15 protein-coding genes are annotated in these 17,189 nt (G+C 43.2%); 11 read left to right on the forward strand and 4 right to left on the reverse strand.

The features are described from left to right. The first annotated feature begins 151 nt into the window (after window positions 1-151). Window positions 152-682, forward strand: a complete 531-nt coding sequence (locus R50345_RS11995) for a sigma-70 family RNA polymerase sigma factor (RefSeq protein ID WP_042126809.1) — start codon at window positions 152-154, stop codon at window positions 680-682. Next, entirely contained in the window at window positions 675-2,075 is a 1,401-nt protein-coding gene (locus R50345_RS12000; RefSeq protein ID WP_042126811.1) for a DUF4179 domain-containing protein, read from the forward strand. Before R50345_RS11995 ends, R50345_RS12000 begins: the two co-directional genes overlap by 8 nt. Window positions 2,076-2,177: 102 nt before the next feature. Here the strand turns inward: R50345_RS12000 and R50345_RS12005 are convergent, their stop codons facing one another. Beyond that, entirely contained in the window at window positions 2,178-2,702 is a 525-nt protein-coding gene (locus R50345_RS12005; RefSeq protein ID WP_042126813.1) for a type 1 glutamine amidotransferase domain-containing protein, read from the reverse strand. A gap of 206 nt (window positions 2,703-2,908) precedes the next feature. Here R50345_RS12005 and R50345_RS12010 point away from each other — a divergent pair, with 206 nt between their 5' ends. From R50345_RS12010 to R50345_RS12020, 3 genes are all read left to right on the forward strand, one after another. After that, a complete protein-coding gene (locus R50345_RS12010) occupies window positions 2,909-3,361 on the forward strand; it encodes a hypothetical protein (RefSeq protein ID WP_042126815.1) in 453 nt (150 codons plus the stop codon). A 264-nt stretch (window positions 3,362-3,625) separates the two neighbouring features. Next, on the forward strand, window positions 3,626-4,636 hold the full coding sequence (gene ccpA / locus R50345_RS12015; protein WP_036686140.1) for a catabolite control protein A: 1,011 nt from the start codon (window positions 3,626-3,628) through the stop codon (window positions 4,634-4,636). Window positions 4,637-4,725: 89 nt separating this feature from the next. Next, window positions 4,726-5,421 carry a 5'-methylthioadenosine/adenosylhomocysteine nucleosidase gene (locus R50345_RS12020; protein ID WP_081954059.1) on the forward strand — a complete coding sequence of 232 codons (696 nt, stop codon included), beginning with the start codon at window positions 4,726-4,728 and terminating at the stop codon, window positions 5,419-5,421. Window positions 5,422-5,423: 2 nt separating this feature from the next. On the opposite strand, the gene R50345_RS12025 is transcribed toward R50345_RS12020, so the two are convergent. Continuing rightward, window positions 5,424-6,056 carry a GNAT family N-acetyltransferase gene (locus R50345_RS12025; RefSeq protein WP_042126817.1) on the reverse strand — a complete coding sequence of 211 codons (633 nt, stop codon included), beginning with the start codon at window positions 6,054-6,056 and terminating at the stop codon, window positions 5,424-5,426. Window positions 6,057-6,216: 160 nt separating this feature from the next. Between R50345_RS12025 and acsA the strand changes: the two genes are divergently transcribed. Further along, window positions 6,217-7,941: an acetate--CoA ligase gene (gene acsA / locus R50345_RS12030; RefSeq protein WP_042126819.1), complete on the forward strand. Its 1,725-nt coding sequence runs from the start codon at window positions 6,217-6,219 to the stop codon at window positions 7,939-7,941. 82 nt (window positions 7,942-8,023) lie between these two features. On the opposite strand, the gene R50345_RS12035 is transcribed toward acsA, so the two are convergent. Further along, the gene (locus tag R50345_RS12035) at window positions 8,024-10,936 is read right to left on the reverse strand and encodes a transglycosylase domain-containing protein (protein WP_042126821.1); all 2,913 of its coding nucleotides are present in this window, start codon (window positions 10,934-10,936) and stop codon (window positions 8,024-8,026) included. Window positions 10,937-11,081: 145 nt separating this feature from the next. Next, a complete protein-coding gene (gene rpsD / locus R50345_RS12040) occupies window positions 11,082-11,681 on the reverse strand; it encodes a 30S ribosomal protein S4 (RefSeq protein WP_042126823.1) in 600 nt (199 codons plus the stop codon). Window positions 11,682-12,080: 399 nt separating this feature from the next. Here rpsD and R50345_RS12045 point away from each other — a divergent pair, with 399 nt between their 5' ends. The 5 genes from R50345_RS12045 (at window position 12,081) to R50345_RS12065 (ending at window position 17,142) form a co-directional block, all read left to right on the forward strand. Beyond that, entirely contained in the window at window positions 12,081-14,075 is a 1,995-nt protein-coding gene (locus R50345_RS12045; RefSeq protein WP_042126825.1) for a sensor domain-containing diguanylate cyclase, read from the forward strand. Window positions 14,076-14,204: 129 nt separating this feature from the next. Further along, window positions 14,205-15,071 carry a hypothetical protein gene (locus tag R50345_RS12050; protein ID WP_156114785.1) on the forward strand — a complete coding sequence of 289 codons (867 nt, stop codon included), beginning with the start codon at window positions 14,205-14,207 and terminating at the stop codon, window positions 15,069-15,071. 94 nt (window positions 15,072-15,165) lie between these two features. After that, a complete protein-coding gene (locus R50345_RS12055; RefSeq protein WP_042126829.1) occupies window positions 15,166-16,281 on the forward strand; it encodes an aminopeptidase in 1,116 nt (371 codons plus the stop codon). Window positions 16,282-16,387: 106 nt separating this feature from the next. Next, the gene (locus R50345_RS12060; RefSeq protein ID WP_042126831.1) at window positions 16,388-16,633 is read left to right on the forward strand and encodes an HPr family phosphocarrier protein; all 246 of its coding nucleotides are present in this window, start codon (window positions 16,388-16,390) and stop codon (window positions 16,631-16,633) included. A gap of 212 nt (window positions 16,634-16,845) precedes the next feature. Next, window positions 16,846-17,142 carry an Fpa/YlaN family protein gene (locus R50345_RS12065; RefSeq protein ID WP_042126833.1) on the forward strand — a complete coding sequence of 99 codons (297 nt, stop codon included), beginning with the start codon at window positions 16,846-16,848 and terminating at the stop codon, window positions 17,140-17,142. Window positions 17,143-17,189: the final 47 nt, after the last annotated feature.

Below are 17,189 nucleotides of genomic sequence, written 5' to 3' on the forward strand. Positions count from 1 at the left end.
AAGGTTCGGCATTCTTGCCGGGCCTTTTTCTTTTGTACCAGATCATTTGTAAAAAAAACAAAACCGTTTGCGCTTCGGCGCAGTCTATACATAGAGCGAGTTGCACAGGAATGATTTTTACGTGAAGGCAAGGGGGGAGGACAGAACAAGCATGGAACACATTATTAATGACGAAATGGAAATTGTCGCTACGGATGAAGACATATTTTATGAGCTGGTAGCTGAGCAGAAAAGAAAGCTATATAGCATTGCTTACAGCTATTTGCGAAACGAGGCAGATTCGTTGGAAGTTCTACAAGAGGCAACCTGCCGCGCATGGATTAAACGTAAAAGTTTGAAAAACTCAGAGCGTTTTGCTCCTTGGTTAACACGTATTCTGATCAATTGCTGTAACGATGAGTTGAAGCGCAGAAAGAGGAATACAGTCACAGAAGTTGATCGAAGCGATATAGGAATTATGGAGATGAAAAGCGACCGCAGATTAGACATGGAACATGCGCTGGAAGGAGTAAAGCCGAAGTATCGCCAGGTGCTTGTACTCAAATATTACAAGGATATGACCCTTGCAGAAATTGCGGAGGTGCTCGATAAGCCGGAGGGAACCGTGAAGACATGGCTGAGCAAAGGTCTGAAACAACTGCGTGACAGAATGAAACGGAAAGGGGATCTATTTTATGGCTGAGTCTGAAGAAAAGCTGCTTAACGATTATTTTCAGAGAATCGATGTCGAGGCTGAGGATATCCCGGAAGTTAAACTGGACGCCGCGATTCGCAAGGGGATGCAGTTAGGTAACCGAAAAAGGTCGTCTTTTAGAAAAAGATACACTGTTGTTGCGTTGGCGGTCCTAGCTATAGCCTTATTGATTATTGTCCCTTGGGCAAATCAGATGGCCAATCCAGTACGTGCGCAATTACCTCCAAAAAGCTGGGGGCAGCTTGAAGTGTTTAGACCCATTATTGCTAATAATCTGACCATAACATCAGCACTTGATGCGGGAATAATGAAGGAAGTGAATATTTCTTCTGCTGAGGTGGATGGAATAAAGTGGACGGTTAACGGAATCATCGCTGATCGAAGAGGCATTGCTCTGCTCTATACAATTCAGAATAATACAGATCAGAAAATGCAACTAATGGGCCTGTCTCTGAAAAAAAATTCAGAGGATAATTACGACCTCACAGGATATAGCGGGTTTAGCAATTCTAATGCACAAGAGGCAGGTTCTCCTGGGACGACTCGTATGTTAGAACAAATCGTCTGGAATAAATATCGAGATGATCTGACAGATGAGTTGAATATTACATTATCGCTATATCCAGTATCCAAGGACCCTTCTGGGTCGAGTAGTGATATTAAAAAGCTAATTGTTAACATTCCTTTGGAAGCCAATAACAATTATTTTAAGGGGGAAATTATTGATCTGAAGGAGAGTCTATCTATTGCCGGACAGAAAATCAAAATGGATAATGTCTATATTGGACCTACTGGAATTTATATGCGGGAAAACTTTGACGGAGATAATACAATGAGAATTTTTAATATGCTTTCACCTAAACTGGTCATCGGGAAGGGGGATCACCAAGAGGACTTAATGTGGGCTAGTGGGATGAATAATTATCACAATGACAATATGAGACCTGATGAACCAATCAAATTAGAAATTGAAGGGATCTCAGCACTGGATAAATCTAAGGTGGAGCTTGTGATTAACACGGAAACCCAGCAGATCTTGCAGGCACCAGATAACAATCTAACGATTTCAAATCGGATGGAGAACGAAGAGCAGGGAATTCTGGTATTGGATTACTTTATCCCTAAAGAAGATAAGGAGGCGCTTGGCGGCAGCGGTTTTTCATTGGACGATAATTTTGTGGATAGCGCTGGAAGCGGGCATTGGCTGGGACGGGTCAAAGATGGTTACTCGGGATACAAAGAATTTAACGAAGGTACTAAAGGAACTACAATAACCTTTTTCTTTAACGTAGGCAAAGAAAAGCTACCTCAACCCCTGACCTTCAAATTTAATTCTTATTCAACCGTAATCAAGGAGAAGGCGTCCTTAAGAATTAAGTGAGCAGCCTAGATGTCGTACGAATCAAATCAAAAGCCCTGTTCTTCACAGCATTGTGAGAAACAGGGCTTGTTTTATTTTTAACCAATAGATGTGTATTGTACTTTATTCCCCAGCAAGTGCATCACAAAAGGCTTTGCCATAAGGCGGAAGATCCGGCGGGCGACGAGCGGAGATGATATGTCCATCCGTAACCACTGCTTCATCCTTCCATATAGCTCCGGCATTCTCCATGTCATCCCGGATGCCCGGTGTGGAGGTGACGGTTACACCTTCCAGAATTTTAGCAGAAATTAATACCCAACCTGCGTGGCAGATCTGCCCAATTGGTTTTTTAGCCGCATTAAAATCCTGTACGAGCTTTAGAACGGCACTGTATCTACGGATTTTATCCGGAGCCCAGCCTCCAGGAACTAGAATACCATCATAATCAGCAGCGTTTAAATCATCCCAGGAGTACTCTGCTTTTGCTGGTACACCATATTTGCCGATGTACGTCTTATCTTTTTCCAAACCTGCCAAGTGAACCTCAGCACCTTCTTCTCTCACTCGGTACACGGGATACCAGAGCTCCAAATCTTCAAATTCATCGTCTACGAGTGCAATGACCTTTTTGCCAGCTAGTCTCATTTTGTTAAGCTCCTTTCGTACCACATGATCTTTCATATTCTATCAAATTTAAAATACGAAGTCATCTGGAGAGTTGTAAATAATAGACGAATTGCCAATTTAATCATTATATGCAATTAAGGAGGGTTTTAATCGAGGGAAGTCGAATATAGAAATTGAAAAGTCATACTTTGTACTTATTTTATTTCTTGCAAGAGGTGTAGTAGATGTATACAGATAATTTAATGGACAAGTTGTGCAATTGTGGTGGCCTCATGACCTTACATATGCATTCATTAATTTTTAATACGAAGGTGAAGATTACACATGTTCCTGTTTATACTTGTCCGAAATGTACCAGTTATGAGCCAATGTCGTTTATTAAAGCGGATCTAGGAAGGTTAGTGAAGGAACTGAGCGCGGATGTGCCAAAACAGGATTTTTCATTTACAGAAAGAAATGAATTAGCTAGTGTCTTAAAAGAATCTTTGACAGAGGTTATTGTCGGGGGATTTCATGAATTAGAGGTGGTTATCCGAGAGACAATTCAGGCTAGAGTGGATGTGCTGCTCGATTTATACCGATTAGCTGAAAGGCTCACGGACCAGAATTGGATGGAAGAAACTAGTCGAAGACTGTCTCAATTAACGTTCCAAACGACCAAAAACGCAAATTATTAAAACATTCTGTGAAAATAATGAAAAACTTTCACGGAATGTTGGATTTTTCACTCACTTTTTGTTACGATAGATAGAAGTTACATAATTGTGCTCGTGAATAGGGAAACCTTCACTAGTCATAAATTGTAATTTAGGGTTACGTCTTCATCCTTGAAAGAAATTTTGAAAGGAAAATGAAGCGTTATCATTGCACAATTGTACAAAGTGTCGTATCATATTTTTAATTAGTCGAACGATAAAATTTATCGCAATGGAGAGAGTAATTTGACGGTAACCATTTACGATGTAGCGCGAGAAGCAGGCGTATCTATGGCTACGGTATCACGGGTTGTGAATAATAACCCTAACGTGAAACCGCAGACCCGGAAGAAAGTTTTTGAAGCGATTGAGCGTTTGGGATATCGTCCCAATGCCGTGGCGAGAGGACTTGCCAGTAAGAAAACGACAACCGTTGGGGTTGTCATCCCTGATATTTCAAACTCGATTTTTGCAGAAATTGCACGCGGGATTGAAGATATCGCGAACATGTATCATTACAATATCATATTGTGTAACGCGGATAAGCGCAAAGAAAAGGAAATCCGTGTCATCAATACGCTTTTGGAGAAACAGGTCGATGGTCTGCTCTTCATGGGTGGTACGGTAACTGATGAACATATCCAAGCTTTCCAGACTTCTGCAGTTCCAATTGTCCTATGTGCTACACGGGATGAGAAGGGGACTTATCCTTCCGTTGACATCGATCATGAAACCGCTGCTTTTGATGCAGTGAATACTCTGATTCGTCACGGTCACCGTGAAATCGCAATGATCAGTGGTACACTCCAGGATCCTGCGAATGGATATGCACGTTTTCATGGTTATAAGAAGGCACTTGAACAGGCTGGAATCGAATATCAAGAAGACTTGGTGCGTATCGGTAACTACCGCTATGAATCTGGTGTCGAAGCCATGAAGTATTTCCTTGGACTCAAGAAGAAGCCAACCGCTATTTTTGCTGCAACAGATGAGATGGCTATTGGTGCAATTCACAGTATTCAGGATGAAGGCCTGAAGGTACCGGATGACTTCTCCATTATTAGTGTGGATAACATCCGTATGGCTTCGATGGTTCGTCCATTGTTGACAACTGTAGCCCAGCCTATGTATGACCTAGGTGCGGTAGCAATGAGACTTTTGACGAAACTCATGAAGAAAGAGACGGTTGAGAATCCGCGGGTTATCCTGCCTCATGAAACGATTCTCCGCTTGTCTGTTAATCATCTGAATAAGTAATTTAAGAACTAAACAGTCATTCCGTAGAAAGCTCCTTTTGGAGCTTTTTATGTTTTTTACAGCGAAAATCATCGAAGGAGGCGTTAGTTTTGCATGAAATTATCGGATTAATTGGTGCGATGGATGAAGAGATTAAGCTGCTGCTAGAAGGAATGGAGAATAAAGAGACTAAGGTCAAAGCAGGAATACATTATTACATAGGAGATTTATTAGGGAAGTCAGTAGTGCTTTGTAAATCCGGGGTTGGCAAAGTGAATGCAGCAGCTACGACACAAATTCTGATTGATTCCTTTGGTGTATCACGTGTGTTGTTTACTGGCGTAGCTGGAGCTGTGCATCCTGAATTGAATATTGGAGATATCGTAATATCATCTACTTGTGTCCAGCATGATGTGGATGCAACGGCGCTTGGGTTCTCAAGAGGTGAAATTCCTTATCAGGAAAATTCCGTCTTTCAGGCAGATCATGCACTGGTTCTCCTTGCTGAGAGAGCGTGTAACAAGCTAGGTCAAAAGTACTTGGTCGGCAAGGTGCTTTCAGGTGATCAATTCATTTCTAACGTGGAGATTGTGGCCAAATTAAGAGAGGAGTTAGACGGAGCATGCGTGGAGATGGAAGGAGCGGCGGTTGCACAAGTCTGTGTGATGAACGCCACTCCCTTTGTCATAATTCGTTCGATGTCTGACAAATCTGATGGGTCTGCAAATGTTAATTTTAAGGAATTCACGGTAGAATCCTCAGGGCGCTCACATGCCATATTAGAATATATGTTGCAGCACCTCTGATTTTAGTACATAAAGCGCTGTCTAAAACGTACCCTGTCGAAGGTCTCCTGTGAGGACATAGGCACCTCTTGTCCAATGCGTACCATTAGACAGTTGGCTGGATGGGAGCAGATTTCAGGATCGTCTGTAGCATACCAAACCATATTTACAGTTTTCATTAATCGCTCCATCATTTGGCGATAAGCCCATACATCAAGCCCACTTCCTTTTAAATCCCAGTGCCAATAATACTCAGTTGTAAAGACAATACAATTCTCCAATTGCTCCTGCTCAAAAGCAGTGGAAATCAGAAGCCGGCCAAGTCCGGCTCCCCTGTAATCATTACTCACCTCAATGGCCCCAAGCTCAATTAGATCCATCATTCCACCCTGTGACCAAAGCTCCATTTCATCCGGATAATGAAAGGTGACATAACCTACGATAGTGCCGTTCTCTACAGCTGTAATAATACGTCCTTCTGGCAGGCTAGCAATCTCTACGAGAGCTTCTTGCTGTTCTATTGGCTTGCGGAAGGCATCGAGATCATGGTGCATGTGGAGGGCTTCTAGGTCCTCTGGAGACCGGGGACCGCTTACTGTAATTGTTCTACCTTTATATGAAAGCGTATGGGAAACAGGGATTTTACGATGCTCCATAGCCGTGCTCCTTTCAGATCATAAAATATGGAATGTAAACGTTTGCTATGTTATACTAATTCAGACATAAAAAATTCACATTCATTGCATTGACATCATTATCTAAGAGAAGAGTCTTACCCTTAAAGCTTAAATCAAACGAGTGAGGGAGGCAAGAGTGATGGGTCAAGTCCATAGCGAAATTTTGCCGGGCCGTGTACAGAGCTCCAATATGTCTGATTACACCCAGGCAGTAGCCGATTTTAAGTGGGAGGATGTTGAACGTAACTTCTCATGGTATGACACTGGCAAAGTAAATATGGCACATGAAGCAGTGGATCGCCACGTTCAAGAAGGACGGGGAGCGGCAACGGCCCTGCTCTACAGTGATGCGGTGCGGGATGAATCCTATACATTTGCCGATCTGCAGGAACGGTCGAACCGGTTCGGAAATGTATTGCGTAAATATGGTATCGGTAAGGGAGATCGGGTATTTATTTTTATGCCTCGTCAACCGGAACTATATTTTAGTTTACTAGGCATTTTGAAGATTGGGGCAATAGCAGGCCCTCTGTTCGAAGCCTTCATGGAGACAGCAGTCAAAGACCGGCTAGAGGATAGCGGTGCCGTTGCTTTGGTTACTACGCCTGAACTACTTCATCGTGTAAAGCGAGATGAGCTTCCGAATTTGCGTCATATTTTTTTAGTAGGTGGTACCACTGATATCGAGCAAGGTAACTTAGGTTTCACTGAGGAGATGGCTAACGCATCTTCTGAGCTCGAATTGGAATGGCTTGACCTGGACGATGGCCTTATTATGCATTATACATCTGGTTCTACGGGAAAACCTAAAGGCGTTTATCATGTACAAAGAGCTATGATTCAACATTATTATACAGGTAGAGTGGTGCTGGATCTACGTCCAGATGATATTTACTGGTGTACAGCAGATCCGGGCTGGGTGACGGGAACATCTTACGGAATATTTTCTCCTTGGTTAAATGGGGTTACGAATGTCGTAAGAGGGGGGCGTTTCAGCCCTCAGGATTGGTATAAGACGATTGAACGAAATAAGGTTAGCATTTGGTACAGCGCACCGACAGCATTTCGTATGTTGATGGGTGCAGGAGAGAGTTCAATTCAAGGTATTGATTTGAGTAGTCTGCGACATGTCCTGTCAGTTGGTGAGCCGTTAAATCCTGAAGTGGTGCGGTGGGGTGATAAGTTTTACAATCAGCGCATTCATGATACTTGGTGGATGACAGAGACGGGGGCACAGCTGATCTGCAACTATCCTGGAATGGATATTAAACCAGGTTCAATGGGGCGTCCGTTACCAGGTATTGAAGCGGCGATTCTTGATGATCGAGGCAATGTTCTTCCGCCATTCTCTATGGGGAATCTTGCGATACGGACACCCTGGCCATCCATGATGAACTCGATTTGGAATAATCAGACGAAATATGAGGAATATTTCCGTATTCCTGGTTGGTACATTTCTGGTGATTCCGCTTATATGGATGAGGATGGATATTTCTGGTTCCAAGGACGGATTGATGATGTTATCAATTCATCTGGAGAGCGTATTGGACCATTTGAAGTGGAGAGTAAATTAGTAGAGCATCCAGCTGTAGCTGAAGCGGGCGTAATTGGTAAACCAGACCTTGTGCGTGGGGAAATTATTAAGGCTTTCATCTCGTTGAGAGAAGGTTACATTCCTACTGCTGCTCTCAAAGAGGAGATCGCGGCATTTGTTAAAGCTGGATTGTCTGCACATGCTGCTCCAAGAGAGATCGAATTTAAGGATAAACTACCTAAGACAAGATCTGGTAAAATCATGCGGCGTGTATTAAAGGCTTGGGAGCTTCATCTCCCGACTGGCGATTTATCAACGATAGAGGACTAGAATGGATTATAAAAAACACCGTTCCCTGATGGATTCGAGGGAACGGTGTTTTGCTGTGTGAAGTTATTCTGTTGACTACAGGTTAATGGTTTCCATTCGTACTGCCTGCTGTGCCACTATTACTGTTTCCATTGCCGCTACCTTCGCCAGATGGCAATGAGGTAGGAGTCGGTAGAATGGTTCCTGGAACCTCAATATCCTCTCCTGGTACACTCTCAGAGTCTGTAGGAGGCGTTGTCTCCGGTCCTTGATCAGGAGTTGGCGTTGCTTCCGGAGTTGGTGTAGTGCCACCAGCAACGCTACCAGAAGCGGTCTCATTACCTGCGACATCAACAGCGGTAACATAGAAAGTTGCATTGGCACTCGCAGGTGTTCCTGGCGAGAATACCTTGCTCTCGTCAGCCATAATTACAGCTTGCTTCTGGAAAGACCCACCGTTTAAAGAACGGTATAAGCGGTATCCTACTACATCTGGAGAGCCGCTTGGGGAGAAGGTGATCACAGCTTTACCGGTGCTGTATGACACACTAACATTTCCAGGAGCAGAAGGGGCTGCGCCATCGTCCACGCGTGGATCGACTTCAGTAGGGAAATCTGTCTTAGCATCGGCTGGCATATAATACTCCAACGATTTATGATCCTTCATCTTAGGGAAGGCTGCTAAGAGCTCCTTGACTAAATCCTGAATCGGCTTTTCACGTTTAACAACGATTTTTTCCCTCAGGAAATCCTCTGGTGTTCCTTCCAGCGGAAGGTAATTCACGCCGTTATAAGTTATATACTTAGCTTTGGAAATACCGTCGTCACTCTCTGTAGGCACATATTTCGCATTGAAAAGATCTGTTGTGAATTTGTCAGTTAGAGCCGTTGGCAGTTTACCGCTGTAGGCGGAAACTGTCTTTTTGATGATTCCCTCAGGTTGTGTGAATTTGTCAGTAACAAACAAGTCTGGCTGCTTATCAATCACAGCATTCATGACTTTAGCCCATAAGGTCTGTGCTTGTCGTTTTTGTGTATCTCCCGAAAGGGTATTGATTTGTTCTTTATAACCGACCCACATGCCAAGTGTGACATCAGGGGTGTAGCCCATGAACCAGACATCTCCATAGTTCTGAGTGGAACCGGTCTTACCTACAATCGGAATGTCTTTAAAGTGTTTATAATCTCTTCTCACTGTACTTGCAGTACCTTCTGTGATTACTGTCCGCAGCATATCAGTCATTAGATAAGCAGTTTGCTCAGAGAATACTTGTTCAGGGTTAACCTTGTGCTGATAAACGATCTTGCCTTCCGAATCCACAATCTTCTCGATCATGTAAGCATCATTAAATGCTCCCTGATTGCCGATGGCGGAATAGGCATTGGTTAATTCTTCAACGGATGTACCGTATCGAAGACCACCTATTACCCCTGTCTGCGCTCTGTAATCATCTTCGGTAAGGGTAGTAATCCCTAGCTTTTTAGTAAAGGCCCAAGCATCCTCAATTCCGACTTTCTCGTTAAACAGTTTAAGCGCCGGCAGGTTGAGGGATTTATTAAGTGCATATCGAGCCGTAACTAAGCCTTGATAGCGGTTGTTAGCATTTTTAGGGATATGGAAGCCTTTTCCACCATCCTTCAAAATGATTGGAGCATCATCCAAGATGCCGGCAGGTTGAATCAGTCCTGCATCCAAGGCAGGTAAGTAAGCTGAAATCGGCTTCATTGTTGACCCGGGTTGCCGGACCATTTGGGTTGCATAGTTCATTTGCTCGATATTAAAATCGCGACCCTCAATCATGCCGAGAATGGCTCCGGTCTTGTTGTCGATCATTATGCCAGCCGTCTGTTCGATACCTTTTGTTTTGCTGTCCTTGGTGAAATTACTACTATCTTCGGAAATACTGTGCATTGCACTGTATACTTTCTTGTCAATCGTGGTATAGACTCGGTAACCACCAGTCATTAACTGTTGTCGTGCTTCCTCAAGAAGTACGGCATTATCACTAGAGCTAGCAGTATCAGTTGTACCGTTTTTCTCTTCATTTAGTGACAAAAGAATCTCAGCTGCTTTACGCTCCGTTTCCATCATCAGGTATGGATATGTAGCATAGGCTTTCTTAGTGTGAGGAGCGAGAGAGCTTTTAATATCAAATTTGAGTGCTTCATCATATTGGGAGGTAGTGATCTTGTTCTCCTCAAGCATACGACGCAGTACAAGCTGTTGACGGTCTATAGCTCTCTTGAATGCCTTTTCATTGAATTCTCCAATGCCATTGAATGCCGAATAAGCGGATGGAAGCTGTGGAAGGCCGGCCAAATACGCCGCTTGGGCAATATTCAACTTGTCTAGATCATCTAGACCGAATATACCTTTGGATGCAGCTTTAATCCCAAATACGTTGTAGCCATTCGAGCCATTACCAAACGGAACCTTGTTCAGATAAGCTGTTAGGATCTCTTGCTTGGTCAAGAAGCGCTCCAGTCTTAGTGAGAGCAGAATTTCTTTTGCTTTGCGATCTTCCGTTCGATCCAGATTGAGGAATACACGTCTTGCGAGCTGTTGAGTAAGTGTACTGCCTCCGGTTTGAACGGATTCATTTAATAGCTTTTGCTTGACGGCACGTAAGGTGCCTTTGAAATCCACGCCGTTATGCTCATTGAAATTATTGTCCTCTATAGCGAGAACTGCATCAATAATAATCTGGGGGATGTCGTTGTATTGAATGAGCCTTCGGTCTTCTTCAGTACGAAGCTGGCCGATTGGTGCGCCGTCACGGAAGTATGCGAATCCGGTGATAGCATTTTGTCCGACTTGCTGTTGAATCATTTCCTCGGAGCGAACAGGTTCATCCTTCACCATGGAAGTTACATACCCTGCTGCTGCACCACCGACGAACAGAATGCCTATTATGCCAAGAATAAACATCCACTTTACTACAGAACCAAACCTGCTGAGCCCGGATCTGCGGGGTGAAGGCTTCTTTACGTTTTTTTTCTTGTTCTCTTGAACCATCGACGATAATTCCTCCTTTTAACGGAATTATTATAGCACAAATTGACGATTTTGAATGCAGTCGGAGTGTTCATTACCTATTAGAATAACAAAAAGCCTCCGGATAAATCCGGAGGCTTTGGTCATACTCGCTATAAGCGAGATATTAACGGTTGTAGAACTCGACGATTTGTTTCTCATCGATATCCTGGGAAAGCTCGGAACGTTCTGGCAAACGAATATATTTACCTTCGAAAGATCCTTCAGCATATTCCAGGTAAGCTGGAAGGTGGGAACGGTTAGCAAGAGCTTCTTTGATGGAAGCCATGCTTTGGCTTCTTTCGCGAAGACCGATAACGTCGCCCAAGCTTACACGGTAAGAAGCGATGTCGACTTTTTTGCCGTTAACAGTTACGTGTCCGTGGGATACCAACTGACGTGCACCAGCACGGGAGTTAGCAAATCCAAGACGGTAAACTAGGTTGTCCAAGCGGCTTTCAAGCAAGAACATGAAGTTTTCGCCCGCAAGACCTGGAAGCTTTTGTGCTTTAGTGAAGAGAGTTTTGAATTGTTTCTCTCCCAAACCATACATGTGACGCAGTTTTTGTTTTTCCAAAAGCTGCATTCCGTAGTTACTTACTTTTCTGCGTTGGTTAGCTCCGTGTTGTCCTGGAGGAAAAGGGCGTTTCAAGTCTTTTCCTGTACCGCTAAGGGAAATGCCCAGACGGCGGCTGAGTTTGAATTTAGGTCCGGTGTAACGTGCCATGTTATAGTAGACTCCTTTATAATTGAAATTTCAGGGTAGGGCCTATTTGCGCCGCATTTCGTATCCGTGATTAGCATTAATGGCTTCCACACTGCCAGGGAAGTTCAGCCGCTGCCCTGGCAGTAACGAAATGCGTGAGGGTGACACAACGTTACGCCCAAGTAAGACTTGTTACAGTCTTGTTCAACAATAAATATTATATGAATACAATATATAAAGTCAAGCGATTATTAAAAGATTTTTTGTCAATCTTTGTCGATAGTTCTTTGGTCCTAAAAAAAAGTCCCGGAAATGATGAAAATATAATGCAATACACAAAGAAAGAGAGTAAAATATAGTTAATTAGTAGTTACTAGGGAAGATAGTTTTCTTAATCGAGATGCAAAGGGGATCTTCGTTATGTCAGAGCAGAAAGCATACGTCCATAAAGACAGCCGTATGCTGTTACAGGACAACATAAACGTTAGTAGAGATTCCGAAGATCCCACCGCCTGGCTTAGGGAAACGGAAATAGTAACGCATGACTTCCCTTATCTAGCAAATCTGATTGCAGACAGTTTCAATGAATGGTTTGGTGAGCTCGATGTCCTTCCATTCTCCAGATCCTGGGAATGGTCTGTGCTTAATTTTGAAGGTAAGTATTTAAGCAGCATACGCGATCAACAAGAACTATGGAGACAAAAGTGGGAACAGGCAGCAGCTTCTAGCTTGTTTTCAAGAACAATCTCTGCTGTTGAGTTGACCGTAGAAGGTAAGGATCTGAGCTTTTTTACCATACCGCTATTCACTCGCGTCGACAATGAACTCTTTGCATTTTTGGGCTGTTCTATGCCTACGCAACAATATGAAATGGGTGGACGAGATACCGCAGAAGCAATGTCGCTGCATTACCGTACCTGTTTCTATCATAAGTTTGAACATATATTTGTTGCAGATCTTGCAAGCACCCATATTCATGCTGAACGTGAAAGCAATCGTCGTTCTTTGTTATTTCAGATTGTCCAGCGGATGCATGACAACATAGATGTGAATGCCGTACTTTCGGAAGTCATTGATAGCATCTCTGCGATGTATCCGGGAGCGAGGCTTGAGCTGTTTATGTCTCAAGACCACCGCAGCACGCATCCGCAGGTCAAACCCTTACCATTCCACATGTCCAGTGATGATGTCTGTGCTAGGGCGTTTAAGGATGGACGCGTTGCACTGCACACAAGTGACGAGGATCACCGTAATGTAGAGATTGGTCTTCCGTTAGGTGGCAAGCAGGGGGTTTATGGAGTTTTCCATATGGTAATGGATAATCCAATCTTTCCAGATGTTGATTTGCGGTTTCTTTCAATGGTGGCCGATACAGCAGGAACTGCTTTTGAGAATGCCAAGCTATATGAGCGCTCTAATCAGCTGATCCGTGAGCTCCGCATGAGTAATGAGCTTACCCAACGTCTGAATCAAAGCTTGCGTTTAGGTGATATTTTTCAATTTGCATTTGAAGAGCTGCTTGAAATGTTTGGTGCAGATTACTGCTGTATCTTACATATGAATGAGGAGAAGGGCGGGTTAGAGGTTATTGCCTGCAACCATCCCTCTTTACAGAACGAAATTTTAGAAGTAGGGGCAGGCTTAGGTGGTAAGGTATATTCCACTGGAGAATCACTCATCATGTCTGACTACATAGATAATCCTAAGACAACTTCCCGACTAATGAATGCTACCGGTTCGCAGTCGCTGATCGCTACACCTCTTAGTGTGGGTGGTGAAATACGGGGTGCAATTATGTTAGCACATCGTGATGCACATTATTTTTCATATGATAATTATAGACTGCTGCAAGCGATGGCGGGGCATATTGGTCTAGCGGTAGGTAATGCCAGGCTGCACGCTGAAGTCAGACGACTTGCGAACAGAGACAGCCTAACTGGACTTTATGCTCGACATTATTTGGACGAAGAGATAAAAGAAAGACAGTCTACAGACTTCTGCGGTAGTTTAATAGTTGTGGATATTGACCAGTTCAAGATTGTGAATGATACCTACGGTCATCAAAAAGGAGATAAGATTCTAAAAGAGGTCAGTGAAATCGTGAAATCCTCTATCCGTCAAGGTGATATTGCTGCTAGATGGGGAGGAGAGGAGCTATCCGTTTATTTACCGTTAATGGGAGTGGAACAGGCGGGTTATGTAGCCGAACGTATACGCAAACGCGTCATGGAAGAAACTGAACCTAGTGTAACTGTATCCTGCGGAATAGCGGAATGGAGTTGGATGGACGATCGAGTAAGCGTCGAGTCATTGTTTTATCGAGCGGATATGGCGCTGTATAAAGCTAAGCATAATGGTCGTAACCAAGTTGTCTTTGATATTAAAGAGAATGATAACCATACTAAGAACCCTTGAGGCTCACCTCAGGGGTTCTTTTTTATATACCGGTTATTCAGGCTCTAATAGCGGTATAAGGCTTGCAGGAAGAGAGAACCCTATACGTGGGTTGCAAAAGCAAAATACTCCGAGAAAGGCCTGAGGACCGTGAGAAAGCTATTATTACTTAAGGGTGGAGTCCCTCTAATTCTTACTCTGTACTGTATTTTATGCAGCGGCTGCAGCGTCATAAGAGACAAACCAGCGAAAGAAGATTTAAGTTTGGCATTGGCCGGGATGGCTGGAAGTGATGAGGTAGCTTTTGAAGGGGCGAATATGCTTACAAGAGGGGGAACGACGGTTCCTGAATCCTTATTGTTCTACGGAGGCACAGTGGAGGATCATAAAAAAGTAAAGCTATATACACTTCTTCCAGATAAATCCGCTTCTCAAAAAACAGCTGCTAAAGGTGTTAAAGATTTAAAAAGTAGTACGTATGCTTTGAAACCTTACTACAGTCAGCTGGAGAAAAAAGATGGCAGATGGGAGCTTCTGACTACTGAGAATTCTTCGGAAGAGGGAAACCCATTACCTGCGCTTAATCCGCTGAAACAACTCGAAGAGCTTGACGCCATGGAGAAAAATGTAACCGAAGAGGCTGGGGCAGGCAGAGGGACAAGTGTGCTGAGAATCGAATTGACGCCTTCAGAGGCTAGAAAGCAGTTGTCTGTAGAACTGGAGAAAGAAATGCAGAACCTTCGACCTAAAGGTCTTGAATCTGCTGAGAACAGTACAGCAGCTGATCAGGCAGTGGCGAAAGCTTTGGAGAAGCTGTGGCAAAAGAAAAATAATGAATTACAGGAAAAGCTCAAACAGGCTAATGTAGAAACGGTCTACCACCTAACAATCGATAAGAAGCATAATCTGCCCAGAAGGCTTACCTTGAATCGAAAAGTAAGCTATTCCGGTGAAACGACGAATAAATCTGACAATGAAACATATGTGTCTAAGGTCGATTTTACAGGCTACCGTTGATCTTTACATTGTTTTGCAGGTCTTGCGCTCGATAAAGGGCGTGCTACAATAGAACGGCATGCTTATTTTCAGACAGAGGAAGGAAGAGTACACAATGAAGGATCCCAGAATTCAAAAACTGGCGGCAAATCTTGTAGGTTATTCCGTAGATGTCCAGCCAGGCGAGAACGTGCTTGTAGAAATGATTGGAAACGAAAGAGATTTAATTAAAGCTGTTGTAGAGGAAATCGGCAAGGCCGGCGGTCATGCTTTTGTGCAGTTGACAGATCGTACAGTCCTACGCAGCATGCTTAAATATGCAACACGTGAGAGTCTTCAGACATGGGCTGAAATTGACTTGAACCGGATGAAACAAATGGATTGTTATATCGGCATCCGTGCAGGCGAGAATGTAAATGACCTGTCCGATGTTCCAGAAGAAAATATGAAATTGTATAATTCTTTGTATTCCCATCCAGTGCATAGTGAACAACGCGTGAAGCATACGAAGTGGGTAGTTTTACGTTATCCCAATGCGAGTATGGCTCAGCTTGCAAATATTAGTACAGAAGCATTTGAGGACTTTTATTTCGAAGTATGTAATTTAGATTATGCCAAAATGGACAAGGCTCAGGATGCATTGGCCGATCTTATGCGCAGAACAGATAAGGTACATATTTCGGGTCCTGGAACAGATCTTAAGTTCTCTATCAAAGGAATCGGTGCAGAGAAATGTTCTGGTCAAAAAAATATCCCGGATGGCGAGGTTTACAGCGCCCCTGTTCGTGATTCTGTAAATGGAACGATCAGCTATAATGCACCATCTGTATACAACGGAGTAACCTTCGAAAATATCAAATTCAAATTCGAGAACGGGAAAATTGTTGAAGCAATCAGCAACGACTCCGCTCGCTTGAACGAAATCCTGAATTCAGATGACGGCGCACGTCACATCGGTGAATTTGCCATAGGCTTTAACCCGTACATCTTGCACCCTATGAATGATATTCTGTTCGATGAGAAAATTGCAGGCAGCCTGCACTTTACACCGGGGCAAGCTTATGATGTTACAGATAACGGAAATCGTTCCTCCATTCACTGGGATCTTGTATTAATCCAACGTCCAGATTATGGCGGAGGAGAGATTTATTTTGACGATATATTGATCCGTAAGGATGGAATCTTCGTGTTACCAGAACTAGAAGGTCTGAATCCTGAAAACTTGAAATAAAAATGTAAAAGTACGAAAACACCTTGCACAAGTAAGCGGATTCAAGGTATCATAAGAATGGATTACAAAGACTTATGTTTCATAATCAAGTTGCGGAGGGATTTCTATGTCCAGTAACAATGCGGCAATCGTTGATATTGCTCAAACGGCAGGTCAGTTCAACTCTTCAATCGTTCTTCAAGCGGACAACAAGTACATTGATGTTAAGAGTATCCTTGGTTTGTTCACGACTTTGGTATCAAGCCAAAGCTACGAGCTTCATGTTCACGGAACAGATGCAGAAGAAGCTAAGAAGGCAATGAGTGAAGTTTTTGCTAAACACGGTTTGAACTTTACAGTTGTAGCTGAGTAATAGTTGTATGTAAAGACGTCCTACCGATTTACGGTGGGGCGTTTTTTCTAGAAATAGATGCGGAATTAACTCCGTCCCATATAAATAACTTAGCTGCTTCTTTCAAATAAATGGTTAGTATAAACAGAATTGTTGTATTGATATCCGATTTCGACTAATATTAAGTAAAATAGTAAAAGCAGCTTAACTTTTGGACATGGGGGGGAAGAGGCATGACTTCGTCGGAATTACAGGAACAGTTTAATCTTAAAGCGATCAATCTTCTACAAGAAGATGCCGATAAAATTCAGCAACTTATTGAAGTGCAGATGGAAAATCTGGCAACACGCTACTGCCCTCTCTATGAGGAAGTGCTGGATACCCAAATGTACGGTTTCTCAAGAGAGGTCGATTTTGCGGTTAGAGCAGGTTTGGTGCCAGAGATTACCGGTAAAATGGTGCTGAGTAAGCTGGAGCGGAATTTAGCAGTACTCTATGAGGCTTTGAATAACAAAGCAAAAGAAGAATAATTTCGATTTTAAAGTATTCATAGAAACGCACATGAGGACAGATCGTC

The sequence above is a fragment of the Paenibacillus sp. FSL R5-0345 genome (assembly GCF_000758585.1).
Taxonomy (GTDB): Bacteria; Bacillota; Bacilli; order Paenibacillales; family Paenibacillaceae; genus Paenibacillus_AQ.